Source organism: Candidatus Aalborgicola defluviihabitans, assembly GCF_016705985.1.
Lineage (GTDB): Bacteria > Pseudomonadota > Gammaproteobacteria > Burkholderiales > Burkholderiaceae_C > Allorhodoferax > Allorhodoferax defluviihabitans.
Map to the genome: position 1 here is coordinate 404861 of NZ_JADJKN010000002.1, position 23912 is coordinate 428772.

Annotated in this window: 17 protein-coding genes and 2 pseudogenes; 5 read left to right on the plus strand and 14 right to left on the minus strand. The window is 60.9% G+C overall.

Annotation, left to right across the window (positions count from 1 at the left end; translation table 11 throughout):
- Positions 1-85: 85 nt before the first annotated feature.
- Positions 86-2506 carry a serine/threonine protein kinase gene (locus IPI80_RS02320; protein ID WP_413856767.1) on the plus strand — a complete coding sequence of 807 codons (2421 nt, stop codon included), beginning with the start codon at positions 86-88 and terminating at the stop codon, positions 2504-2506.
- On the opposite strand, the gene IPI80_RS02325 is transcribed toward IPI80_RS02320, so the two are convergent.
- Positions 2503-3456 (minus strand): adenylate/guanylate cyclase domain-containing protein, encoded by a 954-nt coding sequence (locus IPI80_RS02325; protein WP_413856769.1) that lies wholly within the window; start codon positions 3454-3456, stop codon positions 2503-2505. The genes IPI80_RS02320 and IPI80_RS02325 overlap by 4 nt on opposite strands.
- Before the next feature lie 175 nt (positions 3457-3631).
- Here IPI80_RS02325 and IPI80_RS02330 point away from each other — a divergent pair, with 175 nt between their 5' ends.
- Positions 3632-3916: a PsiF family protein gene (locus IPI80_RS02330; RefSeq protein WP_413856771.1), complete on the plus strand. Its 285-nt coding sequence runs from the start codon at positions 3632-3634 to the stop codon at positions 3914-3916.
- A gap of 10 nt (positions 3917-3926) precedes the next feature.
- Here IPI80_RS02330 and ubiA read toward each other — a convergent pair whose 3' ends face one another.
- From ubiA to recG, 3 genes are all read right to left on the minus strand, one after another.
- Positions 3927-4784, minus strand: coding sequence for a 4-hydroxybenzoate octaprenyltransferase (gene ubiA / locus IPI80_RS02335; RefSeq protein ID WP_413856773.1), 858 nt, complete (start codon positions 4782-4784; stop codon positions 3927-3929).
- Between the two features lie 61 nt (positions 4785-4845).
- A complete protein-coding gene (locus IPI80_RS02340) occupies positions 4846-5805 on the minus strand; it encodes a LysR substrate-binding domain-containing protein (RefSeq protein ID WP_413856775.1) in 960 nt (319 codons plus the stop codon).
- 121 nt (positions 5806-5926) lie between these two features.
- Positions 5927-8098, minus strand: coding sequence for an ATP-dependent DNA helicase RecG (gene recG, locus IPI80_RS02345; protein WP_413856777.1), 2172 nt, complete (start codon positions 8096-8098; stop codon positions 5927-5929).
- Between the two features lie 58 nt (positions 8099-8156).
- On the opposite strand from recG, the gene queA reads away from it, so the two are divergent.
- Both queA and tgt read left to right on the plus strand, forming a co-directional pair.
- Positions 8157-9257 (plus strand): tRNA preQ1(34) S-adenosylmethionine ribosyltransferase-isomerase QueA, encoded by a 1101-nt coding sequence (queA, locus tag IPI80_RS02350; protein WP_413856779.1) that lies wholly within the window; start codon positions 8157-8159, stop codon positions 9255-9257.
- Between the two features lie 25 nt (positions 9258-9282).
- A pseudogene (gene tgt, locus IPI80_RS02355) lies at positions 9283-10454 on the plus strand (tRNA guanosine(34) transglycosylase Tgt).
- A gap of 52 nt (positions 10455-10506) precedes the next feature.
- Here the strand turns inward: tgt and IPI80_RS02360 are convergent.
- The 6 genes from IPI80_RS02360 to IPI80_RS02385 form a co-directional block, all read right to left on the minus strand.
- The gene (locus tag IPI80_RS02360; RefSeq protein ID WP_413856781.1) at positions 10507-14016 is read right to left on the minus strand and encodes an EAL domain-containing protein; all 3510 of its coding nucleotides are present in this window, start codon (positions 14014-14016) and stop codon (positions 10507-10509) included.
- Positions 14017-14047: 31 nt separating this feature from the next.
- Positions 14048-15328 carry an FIST C-terminal domain-containing protein gene (locus IPI80_RS02365; protein WP_413856783.1) on the minus strand — a complete coding sequence of 427 codons (1281 nt, stop codon included), beginning with the start codon at positions 15326-15328 and terminating at the stop codon, positions 14048-14050.
- A 37-nt stretch (positions 15329-15365) separates the two neighbouring features.
- Entirely contained in the window at positions 15366-16052 is a 687-nt protein-coding gene (locus tag IPI80_RS02370) for a PhaM family polyhydroxyalkanoate granule multifunctional regulatory protein (RefSeq protein WP_413856785.1), read from the minus strand.
- Positions 16053-16144: 92 nt separating this feature from the next.
- Positions 16145-16468 (minus strand): transcriptional regulator, encoded by a 324-nt coding sequence (locus tag IPI80_RS02375; protein ID WP_413856787.1) that lies wholly within the window; start codon positions 16466-16468, stop codon positions 16145-16147.
- A 24-nt stretch (positions 16469-16492) separates the two neighbouring features.
- Positions 16493-18739: a TonB-dependent receptor gene (locus tag IPI80_RS02380; RefSeq protein ID WP_413856789.1), complete on the minus strand. Its 2247-nt coding sequence runs from the start codon at positions 18737-18739 to the stop codon at positions 16493-16495.
- 77 nt (positions 18740-18816) lie between these two features.
- Entirely contained in the window at positions 18817-19101 is a 285-nt protein-coding gene (locus IPI80_RS02385; protein ID WP_413857576.1) for a DUF2946 family protein, read from the minus strand.
- Between IPI80_RS02385 and IPI80_RS02390 the strand changes: the two genes are divergently transcribed.
- Positions 18995-19222 carry a hypothetical protein gene (locus tag IPI80_RS02390; protein ID WP_413857614.1) on the plus strand — a complete coding sequence of 76 codons (228 nt, stop codon included), beginning with the start codon at positions 18995-18997 and terminating at the stop codon, positions 19220-19222. The two genes, IPI80_RS02385 and IPI80_RS02390, sit on opposite strands and share 107 nt — an antisense overlap.
- 3 nt (positions 19223-19225) lie before the next feature.
- On the opposite strand, the pseudogene IPI80_RS02395 reads toward IPI80_RS02390, so the two are convergent.
- From IPI80_RS02395 to IPI80_RS02410, 4 genes and pseudogenes are all read right to left on the minus strand, one after another.
- Positions 19226-19707 (minus strand): annotated as a pseudogene (locus IPI80_RS02395) (copper chaperone PCu(A)C).
- Positions 19708-19749: 42 nt separating this feature from the next.
- Complete coding sequence (locus IPI80_RS02400; protein ID WP_413856791.1) at positions 19750-20202, minus strand: hypothetical protein; 453 nt, start codon at positions 20200-20202, stop codon at positions 19750-19752.
- Positions 20203-20254: 52 nt separating this feature from the next.
- Positions 20255-21550: a hypothetical protein gene (locus IPI80_RS02405; RefSeq protein ID WP_413856793.1), complete on the minus strand. Its 1296-nt coding sequence runs from the start codon at positions 21548-21550 to the stop codon at positions 20255-20257.
- 11 nt (positions 21551-21561) lie between these two features.
- On the minus strand, positions 21562-23868 hold the full coding sequence (locus IPI80_RS02410) for a TonB-dependent receptor (protein ID WP_413856794.1): 2307 nt from the start codon (positions 23866-23868) through the stop codon (positions 21562-21564).
- Between the last annotated feature and the right edge of the window lie 44 nt (positions 23869-23912).

Consider the following 23912-nt stretch of genomic DNA (forward strand, 5'->3'; position numbering starts at 1 on the left):
TGACCCCCACGCTCGTCACTACGTGTACTTCGCTGCCCCCCACGGGGGCCCTCGCGCCTTGGGGCGGCCCGTCGGCGCTCAAGTCATGATCACTCGTCTGGGTAAATACGTTATCCGCCGGGAACTCGGCAAGGGCGCTATGGGCGTGGTGTACGAGGGCTTCGATCCCGTCATCGAACGCACAGTCGCCATTAAAACCATCTTGCCGCAGCAGCTGGATGGCGAAGAGGCGACCAAGGTTTTGGCGCGTTTCAAGCGCGAAGCCCAGGCCGCCGGACGCCTGAACCACCCCGGCATTGTGGCGGTATACGACTACGGAGAAGAGATTGCCGACGAAGACCATACCATGGTGGCAGGCGTTGGTGCTGGCCAGGAACGCCAGCGTGTGGCCTACATCGCAATGGAGTTTGTCAAGGGCCGGGAATTGCGCGATTTCTTTGAAGCCAACGAACGCTTTGCGCTCAAAGATGTCGAACGCCTGATGGCCGAAATTCTGGACGCCCTGGGACACGCCCATGCCCATGGCGTCGTGCACCGCGACATGAAACCAGCCAACCTGATCGTGCTGGACAACGGCAAAATCAAGGTGGCAGACTTCGGTATTGCGCGGGTCGAGAAATCGGAGCTGACCCAAGTGGGCACCGTGATGGGCACGCCGGCCTACATGTCGCCCGAACAGTTTATGGGCCAGCCAGTGGATGGACGCAGCGACATTTTTTCCTGTGGCGTCATCCTGTATCAGTTCCTCACCGGCGAAAAGCCATTTACCGGCAACTCCACCACCATCATGTTCAAGGTGCTGCACGAGGAGCCATTAGCGCCCTCGCTGCTCAACGTCGCTCTGCCGGCGGCGTTTGATCAGGTAGTGAAGCGGGCCATGGCCAAGAACCCGGATGACCGCTACCAGACAGCCCAGGAATTAGCGCAGGCGATCCACACTACGCTGAGTGCCGCGGCGAACCAGGCTGCTGCCGACCCGGACCAAACCTTGCCGAGCATGCCGTCAACGCCCAGCCCAATGGCAGCGGCATCGCCCGCTGTTGCGGCTACTGCGGAGAAGCCGACTGATACTCCTGCGCTAAAACCAACATCAACACCCGCCGCTGCTGCAGTGCCCACCGGTGACACCCAACACAAATCCAACGGTGCCATGGTGGCCGCCGTCTTGGTCGGTGCCGCAGTGTTGGGGGGCGGAAGCTACTACTACATGTATGGTGGCATGACCAACCCGCCAACCGCAGTGCAGGCGCAGGCACCGGTCGACGCCGCTTCCGTCAATACGGCAGCGATTGCGCCCCCTGTAGCTGCCACGCCAGCTGTAGAACCCACGCTGGAACAGGGCACTATGGTCATCAGCGCCTTGGGCTTGGTGGATCCCAAGGAGTCCCGCTTCAATGGCGACGCCGCATCGGCCCAGGCAGAATCCCGTGCCGATGCCATGCGTCAACTCGTTGAAAAAGCCGTGGCGTTGTATGTGGAAAAGGATTCACTCAACAAGAATTACGCCGTGCTGGACCGCAAGCTGCTGTCCCAACCTGGCGCCTTCATCAAGACCATGATCCAGGAAGGCGCTGGCACCACCGGCAAGGATGGCTTGCTGGAGACTGAGGCCCGCGCGGTAGTCAAGGTGCGCGATGTGCAGAAGTCACTCAACCAGTTATCCAAGGAAGAACGCATCGAGTTCATTCGCAACAATGGTGACCCAAAGGTCTCCATCCAGATGTCCATCCGCAACGCGGATACCACACAAGCCTTGCCAACTGAGCGCTCCATGCTGGCCGAAAACGTTCTCAAGGAACGCATCAAGTCCTTTGGGTTTCGGGTGTGGTCAGCTGACGGTGAACTGCCCGCTGGCAGCAAGGCGCAGCCCTCAGACTTCCAGATCCAGGGCGAAGTCAAAGTCAAATTGCTGTCCGCCAAGTTGCCGGCATCAGGCCTGACCATCACCAAGACGGCGCTAACCTCCTGGACCATCAAGGCCATCGACAAGGCTAGTGGCGAAGAGGTGTACCTCAACACGGTCAACCCAACGGGCAAAAGTTGGGCCTCTGAGGATCAGGCACTGGCCGAAATCGGCAAACTGGTCGGCGACGAGTTCTCCAAAAATTTCTTTCTGGAGCATTTCAACTACAGCGCACAAAAGGTCACGCTCAGCATTGCCGGCCTGCCCGATGCGGCCACCTCCAAAGCACTGTTGCGTGAGCTGCAGGGGTTCCGCCAGGTGCTGGACGCGCAGCCGGTGGGCGATACCGGCACCTACCAGTTGCAACTGGCCGATGGCAATGCCAGCGATCTGATCAACGACGCCGTTCTCAAGCCACTGAACACCAAACTGGGGCAAAACTGCTTTGCACTGGCCGGGGCCAGTGGCACCACGGTCAAAGTGAGCTTTTCCGCAAGCTGTGCCGATGCGGCGGTTCGCGCCCGGTTCGACACTTTGCCACCAGCCGGTCTGCAAAATGCCACCGGTGCACGCGGCAAGTTGCTGCAGGGGAAATCGGTCTAACCGCGCAGCGTAAACGCCACCGTCTCGGTATCAGGCAACTCCACGGAATGCCCAAAACCGATACGACCACTGCCACGAAGCATTAGTTCTTCGCGGCGCAACACCACCTCAGGCGCGTTGGCGAACGCTACGAAAGTGCCATTGGTGCTTTGGTCAACCAAAAAGAATTTATCACGGCGGCGTTCAATGCGGGCGTGCTGACGCGACGCATTGCGGTCCGCAATGACAATATTGCACTGGGCATCCCGACCAATCACGATGCCGTCGCGGTCCAGCTCCCAGGTTTGGGTACCGTGTTCCAGGTACAGGGTTACAGGCTTGGTCGTGACCGCGATAGACGCTGTCGTCATGGTCAGCTCCTCGCCGCCTTGCCAAATCACTTCACGCACATCCACCTCGTCACCCTTGCCCTTGATGGACAGAGCCGCAATGCTGCGGGTGGACAATTGCAGCATGGGTGACAGGCCGGTCACGGTGGTGCCGGTTGTGATGATCTGCATGCCCTTGGCCAGGCCAGCCATGCGGGCCGCCAGATTGACCGTGTCACCAAACACGTCGTTGTTCTCTTCGATCACCGCGCCGTAGTGGAACCCGATGCGCACACTGCGCTTGACGCCTGACACCATGGGCAGGGCCACGATCTTTTGGTGCATGTCGGTGGCGGCCAGGCAGCCGTTGTCGGCACTGGGCAGGACGCACATGATCTCGTCGCCAATGGTTTTGACGACCCGCCCACCGTACTGCAAGACCACGGCCGTCAGGGCCACGAGGCATTCGTCGATCATCTGCTTGGCCTGGTCATCGCCGAAGGTCTCGTAGAGTCGGGTGCTGCCCACCACATCGGCAAACAGCACAGCCCGCACCACATTGGTGCGCGCTGAAGTCGCCTGGGCAATGCCGGCAAGATCGGTGTCGCTGGGGATGTTGGAAGGAGGATCGTAGTTGGCCATGGGCAGGACTTCTCACGCTGATTCTATACAGTTGCCTACCAAGAACGAAGGATTGCTGTAGGGATTGCTGTAGGGTTTGCTGCTGCACGTTGCCATTTTCTAGGTTGTATGTTTGAATCCTTTGGCGATATTTCCACAACGGCAGCACGCTGCCACTCACTTGATAGGACTGACAATGCAAAAACTGTTCACCGTGGTAGCTATGGGCCTGTTCCTGTCGTTTGGCGCAGCCCATGCTGCGGATGGCAAAACCGCACAGCAATCCAAAATGGGTTCGTGCAACAAGGAAGCCAGCGACAAAAAGGGTGATGAACGCAAGGCCTTTATGAAAGAGTGTCTCAGCGCCAAACCAGCAGCACCCGCCACACAGCAGGGAAAAATGAAATCCTGCAACACCGACGCCAAGGGTATGAAGGGTGATGAGCGCAAGAAATTCATGAGCGATTGCCTGAAAAAATAAGCCCCTTCACTTAGGGGCGTGCGGCTGCCAGCACGACCCCTAAAAATAATGCTGCACCCACCCAGTGGTTTAGCCGAAAGGCCTTGAAGCAGCCATCCCGCTGGCGTTGGCGAATCAGCAGGAAGTGCCACAGCACCTGTACTGCCGCAATGCACACCGCCAGCCACCACCAGACCGAGGCAACGTTGGAGCCAACCACAACGCTCCAGATCGCCAAATACAGACCGTAAAAAAGCATGACGGCTGCAACATCCCATTGCCCCAGGGTAATGGCCGACGTTTTCATGCCGATGCGCAGATCATCGTCGCGGTCAACCATGGCGTATTCCGTGTCATAGGCCAGCACCCAAAACAGATTACCCACCACCAACAACCAGGCCTCTACCGGAATCTCATTGCGAATGGCAGCGTACGCCATGGGAATACCAAAGCTGAACGCCACGCCCAATATCGCCTGCGGCATGGAGACAAAGCGTTTGGCATAGGGATAGAGCAGCGTCACGCCCAAGGCCGCAAACGACCAGCCTACCGTCAGGGTATTGGTAGTCAATACCAGCAAAAACGCCAACAGGGCCAGGCCAGCGCCTACCACCAATGCTTCACGCACCGGCAAGGCACCGCTGGTCACGGGGCGTTGGGCGGTGCGCTTGACGTGCTTGTCGAACTCCCGGTCGGCCACGTCATTGATGCAGCAGCCAGCGCTGCGCATGAGAATGGTGCCGATGGTAAAGACCAGTAACAAATGCCAGCCAGGAAAACCGCCTGCCGCCAACCACAATGCACTGAGCGTGGGCCACAGCAGCAGCAGCCAGCCAGCGGGACGATTCCATCGAATCAGGTCAAGATAGAGTGGGATCTTGTTGTTCACATGAATACTATTATTTTTATAGCGTACTAAGAAGGTAATTAGAGGGCATGAAGGCAATTCATCACGACAACCGGTGCACGCCAGGCAATTCGCAGGCGTAGATAGCATTGCGCAAAGCGGCAATTGCCTCGTAACGGGTAAAGCTGCGCCGCCAGACCAGCGCCACCCGACGCGACGGCGGATCACTCTCAGGTCCGTCCTGCACCGGCAGGTATTTGACCAGGGAGTCAGCGTGGCGCCGGGTTTTGGCGACCAAGGCGCCGGTCGGCACGCTCAGGCGTGGTACCAGGGTAATGCCCATGCCGGCGGCCACCATGTGTTTGATGGTTTCCAGGGATGAGCCCTCAAAACTCTTGCGAATACCCTCCGTATCGCTGGAAAAACGGGCGAACTCTGGGCAAACTTCAAGAACATGGTCCCGGAAGCAGTGGCCATTGCCCAGCAGCAGCATGGTTTCTTTTTTGAGCGCCTCGGTGGACACGCTGGCCTGGGATGCCAACGCATGGTTCATGGGCACGGCAGCAAGAAATGGCTCGTCATATAGCGGGGCAGAGGCCAAACCCGTATCGGGAAACGGCTCGGCCAGTATGGCGCAGTCAATCTCGCCGGTACGCAACATTTCCAGCAACTTGACGGTGAAGTTCTCCTGTAGCACCAGCGGCATCTGCGGTGTGCGCTGGATGACCTGGCGCACCAAATCTGGCAGCAAGTAGGGGGCAATGGTGTAGATCACGCCCAGCTTGAGCGGGCCAGCCAGCGGGTCCTTTCCACGCTTGGCAATGTCCTTGATGTTGGCGGCCTGCTCCAGCACGCTTTGCGCCTGCCGCACAATTTCCTCACCCAGCGGGGTGACGGTCACCTCGTTGGCACTGCGCTCGAACAGCTTGACTTCCAGCTCTTCTTCGAGCTTCTTGACCGCCACCGACAAAGTGGGCTGCGACACATAACAGGCCTCGGCAGCCTTGCCAAAATGCCGCTCCCGTGCGACGGCCACAATGTATTTCAGCTCGGTCAATGTCATAGTTTCACCTTAGGGTCGCTGGCTTGGTACTCCATGACCAAATAGATGCACGCACCCGACGCCATGGCAACAACCAGGTTCCACCACAGAAGCAGGAAAAATCCGGACATATCCATTGCGTTCAGGCCTTTAAAAACTCCGATTTTCCACCCAACCAGCGCGCCACATGGCGCGCTGCCAATACCGGGTGCTGGTCCAACAACATGGGGGCTTCGCGCCGCGCCCAGTCGAGCAGCACAGTGTCGCGGTTCAAGTCGGCAAAACGCAGCATGGCTTCACCCGATTGACGCGACCCCAGAAACTCTCCGGGGCCGCGAATGTCGAGGTCGCGCCGGGCAATCTCGAAACCGTCATGTGTCTCCACCATCGCCTTGAGGCGGGCGCGGGCTATCTCGCCCAGCCGAGGTGCGTCGCCCGTGGAATAGAGCAGCACACAGGCCGAGGCTGACGAACCGCGCCCCACCCGGCCACGCAACTGGTGCAACTGCGACAAGCCAAATCGCTCTGCGTGTTCGATCACCATCAACGAGGCATTGGGCACGTCCACCCCCACCTCAATCACCGTAGTACTGACCAGAACCGCCATATGCCCGTCCTTGAAAGCAGCCATAACGGCCTTCTTCTGGTCGGCAGGCATGCGAGAGTGCAGCAAACCAACCTGCGCCGCTTCACCACCGGGCACGCACTCGCCCTGCAACGCGGCGCTCAGACCCGCATGGGTTTCGGTGGCATTGGTCAGGTCCAACGCCTCGCTTTCCTCGATCAGCGGACACACCCAATAGACCTGACGGCCTTGGGAAATTTGGCCACGGATGCGCTCCACCACCTCATCGCGGCGGCTGTCGTGCACCACCTTGGTGATGATGGGCGTGCGCCCCGGCGGCAACTCATCAATGGTGGACACATCCAGATCGGCGTAATAGCTCATGGCCAGCGTGCGCGGAATGGGCGTAGCCGTCATCATCAGCATGTGCGGCTCCATGCCATCGTGCTGGAGCTTGTTGCGCAAGGCCAGGCGCTGGGCTACGCCAAAGCGGTGCTGCTCGTCGATGATGGCCAAGGCCAGGTTGTTGAAGTGAACCTTGTCCTGAATCACGGCATGGGTGCCCACCACCAGTTGTGCCTCGCCGCTCTCAATCATGGCCAGCGCCTCGCGGCGCTCTTTGGCCTTTTGGTTCCCGGTAAGCCAGGCGGTGGTCACACCCAGGGGTTCGAGCCAGCTCAGCAGTTTGCGGAAGTGCTGCTCAGCCAAAATTTCGGTGGGAGCCATCAGCGCACATTGCCAGCCGGTGTCAATGCAGATGGTGGCCGCCAGCGCTGCCACCACGGTCTTGCCTGAACCCACATCGCCCTGCAGCAAACGGTGCATGGGTACCGGGCGGGCCAGATCACGGGCCACCTCGGCACAGACGCGCTGCTGTGCAGCGGTCAACGCAAACGGCAGCTTCGCCAGCAACTCGGTGTAGAGCGGCAGCAGCACCGGCGTGATGGGCTCAGAATCCCCTTCCTGGGGCTCATCGGCCAGCATGGTCAACCGCGGGGCGCGCAACCGGGCACGTTCGCGACGCGACTGCAATTGCGACAACTGCTGCGCCAGCAACTCTTCTGCCTTGAGGCGCTGCCAGGCCGGATGGCTGTGATCCGACAACGTTTCCAACGACACATCCGGCGTGGGGTGGTGCAAAAATGATAGTGCCTGACGTAGTGTCCACAAGGGCTGATGCCCAATATGACTGCTAATCGTATCCAAATCACCGGGTGCAAAGGTATCGGAAAGCTCGGCTCGGGCCAGCCCGGCCTGCACCGCCTTGCGCAACACCGGCTGCGACAGGCCTGCCACCGTTGGATAGATGGGCGTGAGCGCCGTGGGCAAGTCACCGCCCGCAGCGCGAAAGGCCGGGTGCAACATAGTCCAGCCTATAAAACCGCCTTTGACCTCGCCCCGGGCCCGGATGCGGTTACCCACGGCCAGCGCTTTTTGCTGTGACGGGTAAAAGTTGAAGAACCGCAACGTGCAGGTGTCGGTGCCGTCGTTCACCGTGACAATGAGTTGTCTGCGCGGACGATAGCTGACCTCGCAGGCCGTGACCGCACCTTCGATCTGCAGATGATCGCCCTCGCGCGCCTCGTCCAGCTTGGTAATGCGGGTTTCGTCCTCGTAACGCAGGGGCAGGTGCAGGGCCAAATCGATGTCGCGTTTGAGCCCCAGCTTCTCCAACGCCTTCTGCGTGGGGCTCTTTTCGACCTTGCCGCTGGGCTTGGTGGTAGGGCTGTGAGCGGAACTTTGCGGCATGGGACAATTCTGCCTGTTCTTTTTCCTTGGTACGGGGCTTGTCCGCCCCTCAAGCACTATGTCTCTACCTGCTACTACAGCGGTGACCAACACCGTCACCACGTCCCACACGCTCAGCGACTTCGATTTTGAGCTACCGCAGAGCCTGATTGCCCAGCATCCAGCCCCCGAACGCAGTGGCTCGCGCCTGCTCGATGGTCGCACCAGCCCCCCGGTGGATCGCATCTTCCACGACCTGCCGGGCCTGCTGCGCGCGGGCGACCTGCTGGTTTTCAACGACACCAAGGTCATCAACGCGCGACTGTTTGGCGAAAAGGCGACAGGCGGCAAGGTCGAACTGTTGGTGGAACGTGTGCTTGGCGGCAACCAGGTGGCGGCCCATATGCGGGTCAGCAAAAAGCCCGAAGTGGGCGCCACGCTGAAGCTGGTGTGCGCGTCGGGCCAAGAAGACGGCCTGTGCGCCACCCTGCTGGGCCGCTGGCCCGATGCCGATGGCCCACTGTTCCGCTTTGTACTCTCCAACGACGCGGGCAACGACCCCTACACGCTAATGGAAGCCCACGGCCACGTGCCGCTGCCACCCTACATCACCCACACCGATTCGGCCGAAGACGCTATTCGGTACCAGACCGTGTTTGCCAAGAATCCTGGAGCCGTGGCTGCGCCCACGGCCGCCCTGCACTTTGACGAGGCGCTTTTGGACCAGTTGGACGCCATGGGCGTGCAGCGCGCGCATGTGACGCTGCACGTGGGCGCGGGAACTTTCCAGCCGGTCAAAACCGAAAATTTGAGTGAGCACCACATGCACAGCGAGTGGTACGAGGTGCCCGCCGCCACGCAGCAAGCCATTGCCGACTGCCGGGCGCGCGGTGATCGCGTTGTAGCCGTTGGCACTACCACCGTGCGCACCCTGGAGAGCTGGGCACACAGCGGCATCGCCACGGGAGACACCCGCATCTTCATTACCCCGGGATTTGAGTTCAAGCTAATCGACCTGCTGGTCACCAACTTCCACCTGCCCAAAAGCAGCCTGATGATGTTGGTCAGCGCCTTTGCCGGTTATGACCCCATCATGGCGCTCTACCGCACCGCCATTGCCCGCGAATACCGTTTCTTCAGCTATGGCGATGCCATGTTGCTGGCACGTCAACCCGCCTGACCCCACACTACCGGACCATAGCCTCATGCTGCAATTCGACCTTCTCAAAACTGACACCACCAGCCACGCCCGTCGCGGCACGCTGACGCTCAACCATGGCGTGGTGCAAACCCCCATCTTCATGCCGGTAGGCACCTACGGCACGGTCAAGGGCGTGATGCCGCGCAGCTTGGAAGACATGGGCGCGCAGATCATTCTGGGCAACACCTTTCACCTGTGGATGCGCCCGGGGCTGGACGTGATGGCCAGCTTTGGCGGCCTGCACGCGTTTGAGAAGTGGAACAAGCCGATCCTCACCGACTCGGGCGGCTTTCAGGTGTGGAGCTTGGGCGAAATGCGCAAAATCAGCGAAGAAGGCGTCAAGTTCGCCAGCCCCGTGAACGGCGACAAGCTGTTTTTGACGCCCGAGATCAGCATGCAGATCCAGACCGTGCTGAACAGCGACATCGTCATGCAGTTCGACGAATGCACGCCTTATGACACCAAGGGCCACATCACCACCGAGCGCGAGGCCCGCAGTCGATGGAACTGAGCCTGCGCTGGGCCAAGCGCTGCCAGGCCGAATTCACCAAGTTGGAGAACCCCAACGCCCTGTTTGGCATTGTGCAAGGCGGCATGTTTGAGAATCTGCGCCAGGAGTCGCTGGACCAGTTGGTTGAAGTGGATTTCCCCGGCTACGCGGTCGGTGGCGTGAGCGTGGGCGAGCCCAAGGACGAAATGAACCGCATCATGGCGCATACACCGCACCGCCTGCCCGCACACAAACCGCGCTACCTGATGGGCGTGGGCACACCTGAAGACTTGGTGCAAGGCGTGGCTGACGGCGTGGATATGTTCGACTGCGTCATGCCTACCCGCAACGCGCGCAACGGCACGCTGTTTACCCGCTTTGGCGACTTGAAAATTCGCAACGCCCGCCACAAGACCGACCACCAGCCGCTGGACAGCAGTTGCACCTGCTACGCCTGCGCCGGCACATCGGGCGCCTCATGGGACCAGGGCGGGCGCGAGGGTTTTTCTAGAGCCTACCTGCACCACCTGGACCGCTGCGGCGAAATGCTGGGCCCCATGCTGGCCACGGTGCACAACCTGCACTACTACCTGAACCTCATGGCCGAGGTGCGCGCGGCGCTGGACGCGGGCACGTTCGGTACGTTCCGGGCGCAGTTCAAGCAACAGAGATCACGAGGCATTTGACCTCTAGCCCTCGTCAAGTCTACGCAATGCGCTTCTATTTTCATAGCAAAAATCAAACTATCCAGATTGCTTTGACCTGCCAGCTGCGCACCCAGTCAGGCAGTTCTTGCGCCGGCATGGGGCGAGCAATGCCGTAACCCTGGGCCTGCTCGCATCCCAGCTCCAGCAACAAGCGGCCGTGTTCAGCCGTCTCCACCCCTTCGGCAATCACCTCACGGTGGAAGGCTGAGGCCAGGCCAATCACGCCCTTGACGATGGCCAGGTCGTCCTGGTCTTCAAGCATGTCGCGCACAAAACTCTGGTCGATCTTGATGACCTCGGCCGGCAGGTGGCGCAGATGGGTCAGGGACGAATAACCGGTGCCAAAATCGTCCAACGCAAAGCGCACACCCATAGCCTGACAGGCAAGGATGGACTGGAACACCTGGGTGATGTCTTGCAGTGCACTGGTTTCCAGAATCTCCAGCTCCAGGCGCTGGCGTGGCACATTGGGGTACTGCGCCAACAACTGGGTCAGGCGCGCAGCAAAGTCGTTCAGCTGCAACTGGCGCGCGCCAATGTTTACGCTCACTGCCACGTCCAGCCCCTGTGCACGCCATTGGGTCATCTGCCCCAGGGCGGCGGCAATCACCCACTCGCCCAGCGTCACGCTGATGGGATGGTCTTCGATCAACGGTAAAAAGGCGGCTGGTGCCAGCAGCCCGCGTTCGGGGTGCTGCCAGCGGATCAGGGCCTCGACGCCAATCACCGCACCGCTTGCCATATTGACCTTGGGCTGGTAGTACAGAACGAACTCGTTGCGCTGCAGGCCACGCGCCACATGCTGCAGGCTTTCGCGTTGGGTCTTGACCGCCGTATCCTGGGCCACGTCAAACAGGTGGTAACGATTCTTGCCGGCCTGCTTGGCCACATACATGGCCTGGTCAGCGTGACGCAGTAACAAGTCGGCTTCCACGCCATCCTGGGGATAGACCGTAACGCCAATGCTGGCAGAAACCTGAAGACTGTTGCTGCCCATATCCACAGGGTCCGCTGCGGCCTGCAGCAGGCGCTGCAGCACCGGTTGGGCATCCCCCACCGATTCCAGATCCACCAGCACCGCCACGAACTCATCCCCACCAATACGCGCCAAAGTGTCACCATTTCGCAGCGCACCCTTCATGCGGTGCGCCAGCGCCACCAGCAACTCGTCCCCTACGCCGTGGCCATGGGTGTCGTTCACGGCCTTAAAACCATCCAGGTCCAGGTACAGCACCGCGACCGGTAAGCCCCGGCGCTGGCTCTGTGTCAGGGCCTGCTGCATGCGGTCGGCCAGCAGCACGCGGTTGGGCAGGCCGGTAAGCGCGTCGAAGTGGGCAATGTGCTCCAGCTGGCGCTGGTGTTCCTTGAGTGGCGTGATGTCAGTAAACAGTGCCACATAGTTGGTCAATTCACCTGCCGCATCGCGCACTGCACTGATGGTGAGCATCTCGGCAAACACCTCGCCGCTTTTGCGCCGGTTCCAGACCTCGCCGGTCCAGTAACCCTTTTCCTGCAGCACGCGGTGTCGATTCTCATAGAACTCTCGCCCTTGATGGCCTGATTTGAGAAGCTTGGGTGGAGACTGCCCGACAGCTTCCTCGCGGGTATAACCGGTGATCTCGGTGAAAGTGGCATTCACTTCCACGATAATTCCAGCTGCATCGGAGATGATGATGCCTTCGCGGGCATGGCTGAACACGCTGGCGGCCAGCTGCAGGCGGCTGTCGGCGTGCGACTTCTCAATCACCAGGGCCGCCAGCCGAGCCTCGTCCTCAATCAGCTCGATATCCGCTGCCGAAGGGCCGCCCGGCGTGCGGTGGTAAATGGCAAAGGTACCCAGCACCCGTCCCTGTGCCGACAGAATGGGCTGCGACCAGCACGCGGCCAATCCGGCTTGCTGCGCCAGGTCCCGAAACGGTATCCACCAGGGATGGGTGGCGATGTCCTCCACTATCGCCACCTTTCCGGTAAAGGCCGCCGTACCGCAGGAGCCGACACCCATCCCAATGGCCGCGCCATCCAAAGCCTGGATAAAAAAGACCGGCAGACTGGGTGCCGCAACATGGTGGAGATGTTGTCCTTGGGCATCCAGCAACAGAATGCTGCACAGACTGGTGGGCTGCATCGCTTGCACGTCCAAAACCATGGTCTCAAGCACCGCCTGCATGGAAACCTTATCCGCCAGACACTTGAGCACACGGTTGTGATGCTGCTGGCGCTCCTCAGCGCGCTTACTGTCGGTAATATCTGCCATCACGGCCACCAGCCCCACGGTCTGGCCATCCACAGCCAGCATGCGTCGCCCGGACAGATGGCCCCAGAATTCACTTCCGTCGGCACGCCAGTAGCGGCGCTCCACTTCGGACAGCGGGATTTCTCCAGCAAGCAATTGGAGCATCCGGTTGCGCCCGATTTCTCGCTGCGGCGGCGCAACCAGATCCACATACTCCTTGCCTGTCAGCTCTGCAATGGTCCAGTGAAACATTTCCGCAGTACGCCGGTTCACGTGGGTGATGCGTCCCTCCAGGTTGATCAGAAAGATGCCTACGCTGGAAGTATCCAAAATTTGTTGCAGCAGCAGCTCGCGTGCGGCCAAGTCGGCCACGGCCTTTTCAGTTGCCTGTTCGGACTGCAGGCGCTGCGCCGCGTCGTTTTCCAGTGCTTGGGCCATGGCATTGAAATGAGCGCCCAGTTCGGCCAGTTCATTGTCACTTTGCAAGTGAATGCGTGCGTCATAGCGGCCCCGCATCAGACGCTGTGCGTGGTGCCCCAGGCGCTGCAGCGGTATCAGAACGGCGCGCCTGTTGTAGCGGACAAAAGCAAACAGGCCAATCAACGTGGCACCGACCAGCACCAACAGCAGCAGTACCTGGGTTCTCATGGCCGCGCGCAGGCTGTCGATACGGGTTTGGTTGCGCACATCGATCGCGTCAGAAAACTGCTGGATAGGCGCCATGATGCGGGCCTTGGCGTCTGCATAGCGTTCGCTGTACAGCAAGTTGTTGGCCAGGTGTGGATCGGGGGCGCCGCGCACCGTGTAAGCCCCAGCGGCATCGGCAAACAGCCCTTTCATGGCGGCAAAGGCTTGACGCTCCATGTCCAACTGCACATCGGACTGCGCTTGGGACTCGCGCAGCGGCGCAAAATCCTGACCCTGAACACCCTCACGTTCCATCAGGGAGAGCAAAGGTACGGTCTCTCCGGGCGCCACAGCGAGTGCCCTGCCCACACCGGCAAGATGCCAGTAGGTCGAATCGTAGTGGTCGGGTCGTGGGTGCAGACCATTGCGAATGCCGAGAATCTCGAAATAGTGCTGTTCAAACTGTACATCGCCGGTGGCCACATAACTGCGGGCCATGCGACTCATGTCATCTGAACTCTGCAGCAATTCATCGGCCAGTAGATGCGCCCGCCAGTGCTGTTGTTCGCTGGCAGCAATACGGCCCTGCGTGGTTAAAAGCGCCAAAACCAGCGCGCCCACGGCCAGCAGGATGAGCAGCGTCAAACTCACCATGAGCCGGTTCAAATGGCGAATTTTCATGCTTGACAACCCTTGACACTGCAACCGACTGTCACATAATGCCCTCCCCAGGTGACGCAATAAACACAGTCAGCACGCCGGTGTAGCCATATAGATGGCTGTGCGCAATTTCTCCAGCAGCGAAAAAACCGACCAGGGGCACATCGCCTAGGGCGCGGCGCACCAATTGCAACTCGGCACTGGGTCCGCCAAAGTGGGGGCCGCCGCGACCCGTGCAGCTCACATAGATCGCACCGGCAATGCGACGGGCTGGGTGGGGCTCGGCTTCCCGCGTCGATGCCTGTACGGCATGTGCGGTTTCGAGTGCTTGTTCCTGGGGCTCCAGTTCTTCACGGATTTCGGCACAGATGCGGGTCAGATCGGCCCGTGCGGCCTGCACATTACGCTGGCAAAACACCAGTTGCGTGCCGGCCTCAACCCGGTCCGCCACAGCAACGCCATGGCGCCCGGTGTCCAGCCCGATGATGTGACGCACCACCACGTCCTCTCCAAAGTGGCCACTGCGTTGTACGGCATCAGACCGTAAACCCTGTGCCGGCACCAGACCGACCAGAGTGGCACGCAGCACCTCCATTGCCTCCTGGGGTTGCTGGAGCGAAATCGACAGATCACCCAGCATCACGTCCAGCGCTGGTGCGCCGTCGAGCGTGACCACAACGTTGTGATCAGCCTCCGTGACCGTATGCGCCACAGAAACCGGTGTACAACCCTGGGTGACGCGTGACACCATGGCCACGTCCGGGCCAAAGGCCACACCACTGAGGCCGCCACTGAATACCCCACTGGCGGCACCGTGACCGCTTATGTTGCCGTTGCCCGCCACCGCAAATTGCACGGATTGGCCGCGACTGCTACAGAGGCCACCAAACAGGTAGCCGGCGTCGGTACGCTGGGCCATTTCCACAATCAGTTCGCCCAGGTCAGCAGTGCCAGGGTCGGCGTGCACCAAGGCAGTATGGGCCTCAAAGCCCAGGCCCAGCGGCGCCACCCCGGAAAATACGCGGTACTGATCGCTGGGCAACTCCAGCAACATGACGGCCATGGCTGGCTCGTCCCAATATTCCATGTTGTTGGACATGATGCCCACACCTACCGTGCCCGACCAGTCGGTCACCAGGGGCAGTTCGGCGCCCAGGTGCTCCAGAATGTCTTGGGCCGCACCAGCATAGTGGTCGGTGATGTAGAGCAACGCCAATGTGGGCGTACTGGCATAGCCGTGCAGCGCCATTTGCGCACGCAACTGCGCCAGAACCAGGGCGGCAGCCATTTGCCACTGCGGATGGGTGGCGTGGGCGTAGGGAAAGAGCTTCATATCCGCACCCACTGCGGAGGTATTGCGCGAGCCGACCCTACCGGCTGCGGGGCGCAGTTTTGCGCGCCGCAGGCTTGGTTACACGCTTGACCGCGCCACTGGCGGCCTTCTTGCCAGCTGCTTTGGCGGATTTCATGGCCCCTTTGGCCATGCCGGTTGCCATATTCTTGGTCATGTCCACAGCAGTCTTGGTGGATGCCTCTTTGAATGCGCCAGCTGCAATCTGCTGAAACTGTTGGGTGAGTGAGCCCCACAGGTGCATCGGATCCACCATCGAACCCACACCCGCTGCCGCCTTACTCACCTTGGCACCGGCACTGCCCGATCCGGTGGCCACATCGCTAATGGTCTTGGCGGTGGATGCAGCGCGCTCGGTCACGCGCTGCACACCGGTGTGCACGGACTCGGCCGCCTTGAGCTTGAGCGCGTTGGCCACATCGCCAATGTTGAAGTTCATGCCCTTGAGGGTGGCCAAGGTCATTTTCTGCACCTCCAGCGCCTGGATGGTGGCGCCCAGGGCGCGGGAGTTTTGTTCCAGCCAAAAGTGCACAGCCTTGAGCTCTTCAATGCGTTTTTCCAGCTCTTCCACGTTGAGCGTGGGTGCAACCCAGTTCCCCAGATTGGGCATCTGTGGAATGTTATTGCTGGCACCCTTGGCGATGTTTTGCAGGAAATCAAAGCCGGGAACGAATTTGCCGAAACCGGTGGTATCTGTATCGCTCATATGCACTCCATGGGAGGTTGTCTACTTTGAACAGTTGACAGCTTACTCCAATGTCGTGCTTTATTGCTAAACGATTACCACCCCCAACCGATCTAGGCTGCATCCAGCACCTGCACATCAACCCGTACATGCAGCCAATCCCGAAGGATCCGGAAAATGCTCGACAGGTTGTCCATACCGGGCCGGCCCTTGGATGACAGCATGGAGCGCAGGTTGGCGCACGACCGATTGGTTAGCTCGGCCAGCAACTCAAATCCGACCGTTGCCTTGACCACCTCGTGCAAGATCATCCGCGCAGCTTCAGGCTCGCCACCCAAAAATAGGGCGATGGACTGATCGAACAACGCCCTGGCGAAGGGCGAAGTGACCGCCCCAGGCGAGGCCAGAACCCGATCGGTGTTAAAACTTGATTGCATGGAACCCTCCTCGTTCACTCGCATTTAAAACCGCGCACTGATGGCCGCGTAAATGGAGCGCCCTGGCCCCGGCACCGGTATGCCCCAGGTTTTGGGGCTCTGCCCCACGTACGCGCCGCCCAATGGGGACGTATAGAAGCGGTCCAGTACGTTATCCACACCCAGATCCAGGCGCACCACTTTCCACTCGAAGCTGCTGCGCAGGTTGAGCAGTCCGTAGCCGGCCGTTTGCTGTTCATTGCGAATCTTGGACACCTCGGTTTTGGCATCCACAAATTGCGCCTCGACGGTATTCGTCCAGCGCCCGGTTGTCTGCACCAACGCCAGCTTGGCGTTGAGCGGCATGGTGTTGTACAGGCCAGCGTCCGTGTCGCCATTCTTGCCCTTGAGGTAACTGATTTGCCCGGTCAACTTGTAACTGCCAGCAGCGTCTGCATCTGACAGGGTGCGGTAGCCAGAAATATCCACCCCGGACAGCCGGGCGCTTTGGTTGGAAAAGCTCAGGTTGACGAAGTTATCGGTCCGTGCCGGGCAAACCTTGCCCACCGCCGCGCAGGCAACCGCATCGATGTAGTCCTGCACATAGGTGGTGTACGCCGTGACCTGCAGACCCCACTGGGCCCGGGCGGCATCGTGCCAGTCGGCCGTGGCGCTCAGGGTGTTGGCGGTTTCGGGCTTGAGGTTCAGGTTGCCCACATAGCCATTGGCGTCGCCCATCCAGTTGATCATGTTCATGACCATGTTGTTGTTGGTCGACCAGGCAAAGCGTTCGTACAGGTTGGGCGAGCGGCTCTTGCGCGAAAAGCCCCCGACAAAGCTGCTTTGGGTATCGGGCGTGTAGCGCAGCAGGGCCGACAAATCCAGGTTGTTGTCGGTCTTCTTGTGGTCCAGGGCATTGAACGCACCAGGAACCGATGTGGGGTTGGCGGGATCGCCGTAGCCCATCATGCCAGCCATGGCGTTGTAACCCTGCACCTTGCCGGCATCCATGGTCACGCTGGCGCTGCGCACACCTACTTGCGATTGCCACTGGGTGCTCCATTTCGCATCCCACTCGGCAAACACGTCGGCGCGGTCACGCTGACCATCGCGGATGTTCCAGAACTTGTTGGGTGCCATCATGCCGGGGGTGGCGCTGACCGGGTCCCACCAGTCGCTCATGCGGTAGCGCTGGTATTCGGCGCCTACGGCCAACGCATCGCGGGTGGACAGGTTGACATCAGCCTTGACCAATGCGCCGGTGTTCTTGCCTTCGGTGTCCATGGGCATGCCCAGTGACGTGACGCTGCCCAGCTTGTTCTCCAGGAAGTTCATGGTGTGGCGGGTATTCTCGTTGTAAACACGCGCCTGCAATTGGCCCCAGTCGTACTGGCCGGTGTAGCGCAGGTTGGCCTGGTCGCTGGTGTTGCGCGTCATATCCATGCGCTGGTTGGGGAAGCCCTGGTACGGAATGTCCTGCGAACCCAGCTTGAGTTCCAACAGGTGGTTTTCGTTGTGCCATGCCAAACCCAAGGACTGGTTGTTGGACTTGAACAGGGATGAACCCACTTCCTTGGGTCCCGGTGTGCTGACGGTTGTCGTGGGTACCAGCCCCGTCTTGAAAGCCTGTGCGGCTTCATAGTTGCCTGACTGCGCGGTGGATGCGGCGAAATTCAGGCTCACATTCTCGCCAGCTACCAGCAAGGACAGGTTGGTACCCCGACCATTGCCGTTGCTGCGGTAAAAGGTACCCACCTGGCCCTTTACCAGGGTGCCCTGCCCGGCTTGGGCAAACTCGGGCGCTGCCGAATGGACGACGATAGCACCGCCAATGCTGTCACCGCCAGCACTCACCGGGGTGATGCCACCAAACACTTCGATGCTACCCACGTTGCTGGGGTCAATGTAGGACAGCGGCGGGTTCATGTGGTTGGCACACGCCGAAATCAGGTCCATACCATCGACCTTGATGCGCAGACGGTCATCTGCCAGGCCGTGCAGCGTTGGCAGGCTGGACACACCACCCGCGCCAAACAGGCTCAAGCCAGGAACATCGCCCAGCAAACCGGCTGTATCGCTGGTGGCTGCGCGTTTGCGAGCCAGGCCGGAGCCGCCCAACAAAGTGGTACCAGCCAGCGGATCGACCGGCTTGGTTTCGACAACCACAACCGGCGACAGGGTAATAGATGGAGATGGGCCGTCGACTGCCATTACGGGGCTGGCGACAAACGACAGGGCGGGAAAGGCCATGGCAATGGACCATGGAAGAGCACGAAGGGTGAATGGTGACACGGGGATACCTGGTTTGCGTTTTCAAATGAGAGAGGCGCAGGCGCACGACGCAGCGTGCGGCAAGCAAAAAAACCGACTCAGATGAAACGCGGTGGCCCGCGTGGGGGCGGTGCAAACGCAAAGTACGTGCTGGTAAACGTGGCCTGCCAGACAGATGCAATCCTTTGTAGGTACACCACAGGGGATGCCTGCACCTGCAAGCCCGGTGGCGCTACAAGACTGTCTGCGTGGTGCAGACACAAGGGGCAATGCGCCATGAGGGGCGCAGACTCCCGCCCCACAGGCGCAGAGTCCGAAGAAACCGTTTGGGTGCCTGTACTGGTGCAGACCTGCACCAACCCCATCCAATCGCCACGCGCCATGGCATGCGACATGGGAACCGCCAGGGCTCCCAAGATTGCAATGAGCAAGGCTAACCACACCACCCGAGGGTGGCGCATCAGCCTGCAAAATGCAGTGGACGACATGCGCGTGGACGGCTAACGATCAGTGCTTGTGATCGCTATGGGCCATGGTCCCCACGGGTGCGACGGTGCTCACAGGCAGCGTGACCTCTTGCTTGGTTTCCACGCCCTTGGCGTCCTTGAACACTAGCGTCAGGGCCACGGTGCTGTCCTTGGGCAGCGGCGCCTTCAGGTCCATCAACATCACGTGGTAGCCGCCGGGCTTGAGTTCAACCGCCTTACCGGCGGGCAGGTCCAGGCCACCTTCCACGGCGCGCATCTTCATCACGTCGCCGTCCATCTTCATCTCGTGCACCTCGGTCACACCGGCCGCGGGGTGGAAACGGACACCAGCTTGGTACCGTCCTTGGCGGTGAGTTTCATGAAAGCGCCGGTAGCCTTCTGGCCGGGCACGGTGGCGCGGGCCCAGGCACCTTGTACGTCCACGGTCTGGGCGCTCGCAGCCTGGGCGAACAGGGCGCCACATGACAGGGCGAGGATGGCGGTGATGGTGTTGAGTTTCATGGTGGTTTTCCTCAGGTTAAAAAAGGGGTCAACGTTCAGGGTTCAATTCAACCAGGCCTTGAGCTGGGCGAGTGTGGGCTGACCGGTTACGCGCTGCTGTTTGCCGTTGCGCGCCACCAGCACCACATAGGGCGTAATGTTGCGCCACTTCGGGTCCACAGCCTGACGGATAGCCGGCTCAAAACCGTCAAAGGCGTAAATGCTGGTTACGCCAGCATAGTGGTGGGCATGGGCCAGCGCCCGCTCGCCGCGCACATCCATCAGAATGGCCGCCAGCTCCACCGGCTGGCCCGTTGGCTGCGCATTCTGCTGCACGGTTTGCTGCAACAGTTCAAACACTTCAGGGCAGGTGGAACAAAAGCTGTTGGTGAACACGTAGGCCGCAGGGCGTGCACCCTTGGCCAGCAAATGCTTCCAGGTGGTTTGATCAAAATCTACTACGTTTTTGATAGCGCTATGTGTACTGTGATCGAGGGCTGCAAGCCCATTTTGCATATAAGAAACCGTAAATACCAAGGCTGTAGCGAGCCAAGCGCGGCGCGGCCATTTACCAGGGAATGTCATGAAGCTGTACCTCCTTTGCAGTGCGCCAGACTACCACCAGACGCCCACCCTGTTGCGCCAGACGCGGGTGGTCGTTGTCGCCCTGAGCTTGGGCAAGTGTTTTGACATGAAAGTGCTGGCCACCGTCGGCAGACAGCCAGACTTTAAGCGTGCTGGTCATGCCATCGGTGCTGCGCCAGACCACGGCCACGCGTGCGCCCTGGGCTGCGACATCGGCATGCTCGGCGCGCTCATCGGGCAGGCGGCGTACCGTGTCTGCAACCGGACTCCCATCAGGCCCCAGGCGGCCATAGCGCACGGCAGACACCGACTGGCCGCCTTCTTGGCGGGCGCCAAACCAGACGGCATGAAAGCCACCACCCGCCGCCGCGGCCAGACCGGGGCCATGGTGCGGGCAGGCGTCGATGTGCCAGTCGTCAAAAGTGGCGCGCACCAGCTGGGGCATTTGCGGTGCATCCGCATCGAGTGACGCAAAGGCGTGGTCCCGCACATTGGGCTCAAACACATGACGCCACAGGGCACGCACATGGCCGTCCTGGCCTTGCGCCAGCGCAATGCGGCAGCATTCACAACTGTGGTCAGCCAGCTTTATATCGGGGCCAAAGGTGGCACCGCCATCCACCGAGGTGTTGCGGTACACCGCTGCGCCACGGTAGTCGGGCTTGCCATTGGCACCACGCGGCGCCGTTTCCAGGTCTCGCTTATCCAGCCAAAGGGTGTGCAGCACGCCCTGGGCGTCAAAGGCGATGGACTCGAAACGGTGGGTGATCTCCTGGCGGTCGGCATGCACGGTGAAGGGTTGCGAGAAGGTTTGCCCGCCGTCGGTCGAGCGCAGCATGCGGATCATGCCGGTGTAGGGCTTGGCACCCTGTTGCGTGTAGCTGATCACTGCGTAGCCCTTGGGACCAAAGGCCAGCTTGGGATGGTTTTCGCCATCGGCAGAGACCGCATCGCCCGTGGTGTCCAGCACGCGCGGTGCGCTCCAGCGCGGGGAGCGGGTGGACGGTGCGGTGGCCGTGGTGGTGGTGGTCGTTTGTACAAACAACTGGTTGTCGGCATTGAGCCCCACCAGCCACAGGGTGCCATCTGGCGCAAAGGCGGTGCCCACCGCCAGTTGCGCACGGGGCTTGCGCGCCGGCTTGGCGACTGCGGCCTTGACGTCGGGCACCGCCATAGGCCCTTCGTGCGCCTGAGCCAACACAGTGGCAAGGCCCAGCGCCACAAGGGCCAGGCGCAGCAGGTGGGTGATGGTGGCTTGCTTCATGGTGCGTCGGTTCATGGTGGCCATCCTCACAGCAGGCTGTAACGCACTTCAGTCTGCACGCTGCGCTGGGGCATGGTGTGACCCTGCCAGGACGGCTGGTTGCCCACGTTGTTGATGCCTGCGCTCCACTCCCAATGCTTGGCAAACTTCCAGGCGGCCTTGAGGTCAAGCTGGTTCACGCTGGAGGTGCCGCCATAGGTATTGGGGTTGTTGTCGATGTTCAACTCCGTGTTGAACATGGTGCTGGCCCAGCGCCAGGAAGCGCCAAACAGCCATTCGGCGTTGGGTCGGTAGCTGGCCTGCACGGTGTAGCGCTGTGGCGGGATGCGCAACCACTGTTTACCAACTTGGGCCGGGTTGGCCGCGTTGGCGGTAACCGTGGCATCGGTCCAGGTGGCGCTGCCGCCCAGATTCAGCCCCTGAATTCCCACGTCCCGACTCTGCCAGACCAGCTCGATACCCTGGGTCAGCACCTTGTCCACGTTGCTCACGCGAGTGACGGTGGGGGTCACCGTGGCGTCGGTCTGGCGCAGGATGGTGTCAGTCACATCATCGCGGAACAGGCTGGCGCGCAGCCAGTGCTTGCCCCATTCGCGCTCGGCCGACAACTCCAGCGAATCCGACACTTCGGGCCGCAGATTGGGGTCGCTGGTGGTGATGCTGGAGCCCGTCTTGGTGCCGTTGAACAGTTCGTCCACATTGGGAAAGCGCACGCCGCGCCCCAGGCTGGTCTTGATCACCACATCGTCCGTGGCACCCCAGGCCAGCGACAGCTTGGGGCTCAGGGCCGTGAGGCTGCGCCCGGGGAAGCTGCTTTGCGCCACCGGTGGGCCTGCAAAGTACTGCGAGCCATCCAGCGATTCAAAGTTCTCAAAACGCAGGCCGGTGGTCAGCATCCAGTCCGGGTGCAGCTTCCAGGCATCTTGCGCATACAGCGCGGTGATGGTGGTCTTGCCGTAGTAGCTTTGGTTTTGCGTGGTCTCTGTGCTGCGCCAATCACTGGCGTTGTTGACCACGTTTTCCAGCTGGTACTGGTTGCGGTGCAGGCCGAGCACCAACGCGTGCTGGCCATTGCCAAAGTCGCCCTCGGTGGGTGTGTAGGCGGTCTGCACTTCAAAGGTGTTCCAGCCAGTACCGTCGCGCCGCGTCACACTGCCGGCACCGCCAAGGTCAGCCTGCGGCTGGGCCAGATTGGCCTGGCGCGCTGCGTCGCTGATGATGCGATAGTCGGTGGCCACTACCGAGGCGTTCCAGCCCTTGGCGTACTTGGTTTTCCAGGTCACACCGAGCTGGCGATGCACCTCATCACGCAGACTGGGCGCAAAGGCGTCGGGCGTCAGCGTGAACTGACGCACACCATCGGTCACGACACCGCCCCACACCGGGTTGCCCAGTGCATCGCGCAGATAGGTGCTGGCGCGCACGGAGCTGTCATCGTGCCACCAGGACAGGCGGCCCTCGATCTCCTGGGTGGGCGAAATCGCATAGCCCAGGCGCAGGTTGGCGGTGTCTTGCACGCTATGGTCGATGCTGTTGGCACCAAAAATGGCGCGGTCGCGGCTTTGCGGATCCAGATCGTAGAGGATGCCGCTGACCCGCGTGGCGCTGGCTGTGGGCGCGGCGAAGGCACCCGCCGTGGCCCCGCGCACCGCGTTGGCGTATCCCATAGGGTGGCCCTGGCTGTCCTGGTGCTGTGCACCCAAGCTGTACCACAGGCCCGAATCCAGGCGCGACGCGATGCGGGCGGACAGTTGCTTGCTGGTCAGGCTCTCGCTGGTGCCGTATTCACTGAAACCCTGCTGATTGAGCTTGACGCTGGCCGAGGCCTCCAGGCCCTTGGGTTTGCGCTCACTCACGATCAGTGTGGTGCCAATGGAGTTGCCAGGGTAGATCGCCGAAAACGGGCCATACAGCGCGTCGATGCGCTCAATGGCCTCCACGTTCACCATGTTCCAGCGCGGCGCATCAAAGCGGCCCAGGAAATTGGAAATCAGGTAGCCATCCAGGTACACCAGGGCGCGGCCCGGCTGCAGGGTGCCGTAGCTGCGTCCGCCCACGTTGGCGTTGCGGTCGCCAAAGTATCGCTTGCGGATGGTGGTACTGGGCAGGTTGACGGCAATGTCTTCCGGGTTGTAGATGGTCTGCTCGCGCAGTTGTTCGGCGGTGCGGCTGGCCGTGCTGCTGGGCAGGTTGGGGTCCAATGGCGCGCGTGCACTGGAAATTTGGACGGATTGGAGCTGCGCTTCGGTGGCGACGCCCTGGGCGAGGACAACAATGGGTAACGAAACAGGAAATGCAATGGCTACAGCCAAAGCAATGCGATGCAAATGCATGAAACAACTTCCGAAATATCAAGAAAACAGCCTCTAGCCCTCGT

Coding starts and splice junctions, on each gene's coding strand:
- IPI80_RS02390 (WP_413857614.1), top strand. CDS start 18,995: ATGAGGGGCGCAGACTCCCGCCCCACAGGCGCAGAGTCCGAAGAAACC.
- IPI80_RS02365 (WP_413856783.1), bottom strand. CDS start 15,328: ATGAAGCTCTTTCCCTACGCCCACGCCACCCATCCGCAGTGGCAAATG.
- IPI80_RS02325 (WP_413856769.1), bottom strand. CDS start 3,456: ATGGCCAACTACGATCCTCCTTCCAACATCCCCAGCGACACCGATCTT.
- IPI80_RS02410 (WP_413856794.1), bottom strand. CDS start 23,868: ATGCATTTGCATCGCATTGCTTTGGCTGTAGCCATTGCATTTCCTGTT.
- IPI80_RS02405 (WP_413856793.1), bottom strand. CDS start 21,550: ATGAACCGACGCACCATGAAGCAAGCCACCATCACCCACCTGCTGCGC.
- IPI80_RS02385 (WP_413857576.1), bottom strand. CDS start 19,101: ATGGCGCGTGGCGATTGGATGGGGTTGGTGCAGGTCTGCACCAGTACA.
- IPI80_RS02370 (WP_413856785.1), bottom strand. CDS start 16,052: ATGAGCGATACAGATACCACCGGTTTCGGCAAATTCGTTCCCGGCTTT.
- IPI80_RS02375 (WP_413856787.1), bottom strand. CDS start 16,468: ATGCAATCAAGTTTTAACACCGATCGGGTTCTGGCCTCGCCTGGGGCG.
- IPI80_RS02360 (WP_413856781.1), bottom strand. CDS start 14,016: ATGAAAATTCGCCATTTGAACCGGCTCATGGTGAGTTTGACGCTGCTC.
- IPI80_RS02320 (WP_413856767.1), top strand. CDS start 86: ATGATCACTCGTCTGGGTAAATACGTTATCCGCCGGGAACTCGGCAAG.
- queA (WP_413856779.1), top strand. CDS start 8,157: ATGTCTCTACCTGCTACTACAGCGGTGACCAACACCGTCACCACGTCC.
- recG (WP_413856777.1), bottom strand. CDS start 8,098: ATGCCGCAAAGTTCCGCTCACAGCCCTACCACCAAGCCCAGCGGCAAG.
- IPI80_RS02340 (WP_413856775.1), bottom strand. CDS start 5,805: ATGACATTGACCGAGCTGAAATACATTGTGGCCGTCGCACGGGAGCGG.
- IPI80_RS02400 (WP_413856791.1), bottom strand. CDS start 20,202: ATGCAAAATGGGCTTGCAGCCCTCGATCACAGTACACATAGCGCTATC.
- IPI80_RS02330 (WP_413856771.1), top strand. CDS start 3,632: ATGCAAAAACTGTTCACCGTGGTAGCTATGGGCCTGTTCCTGTCGTTT.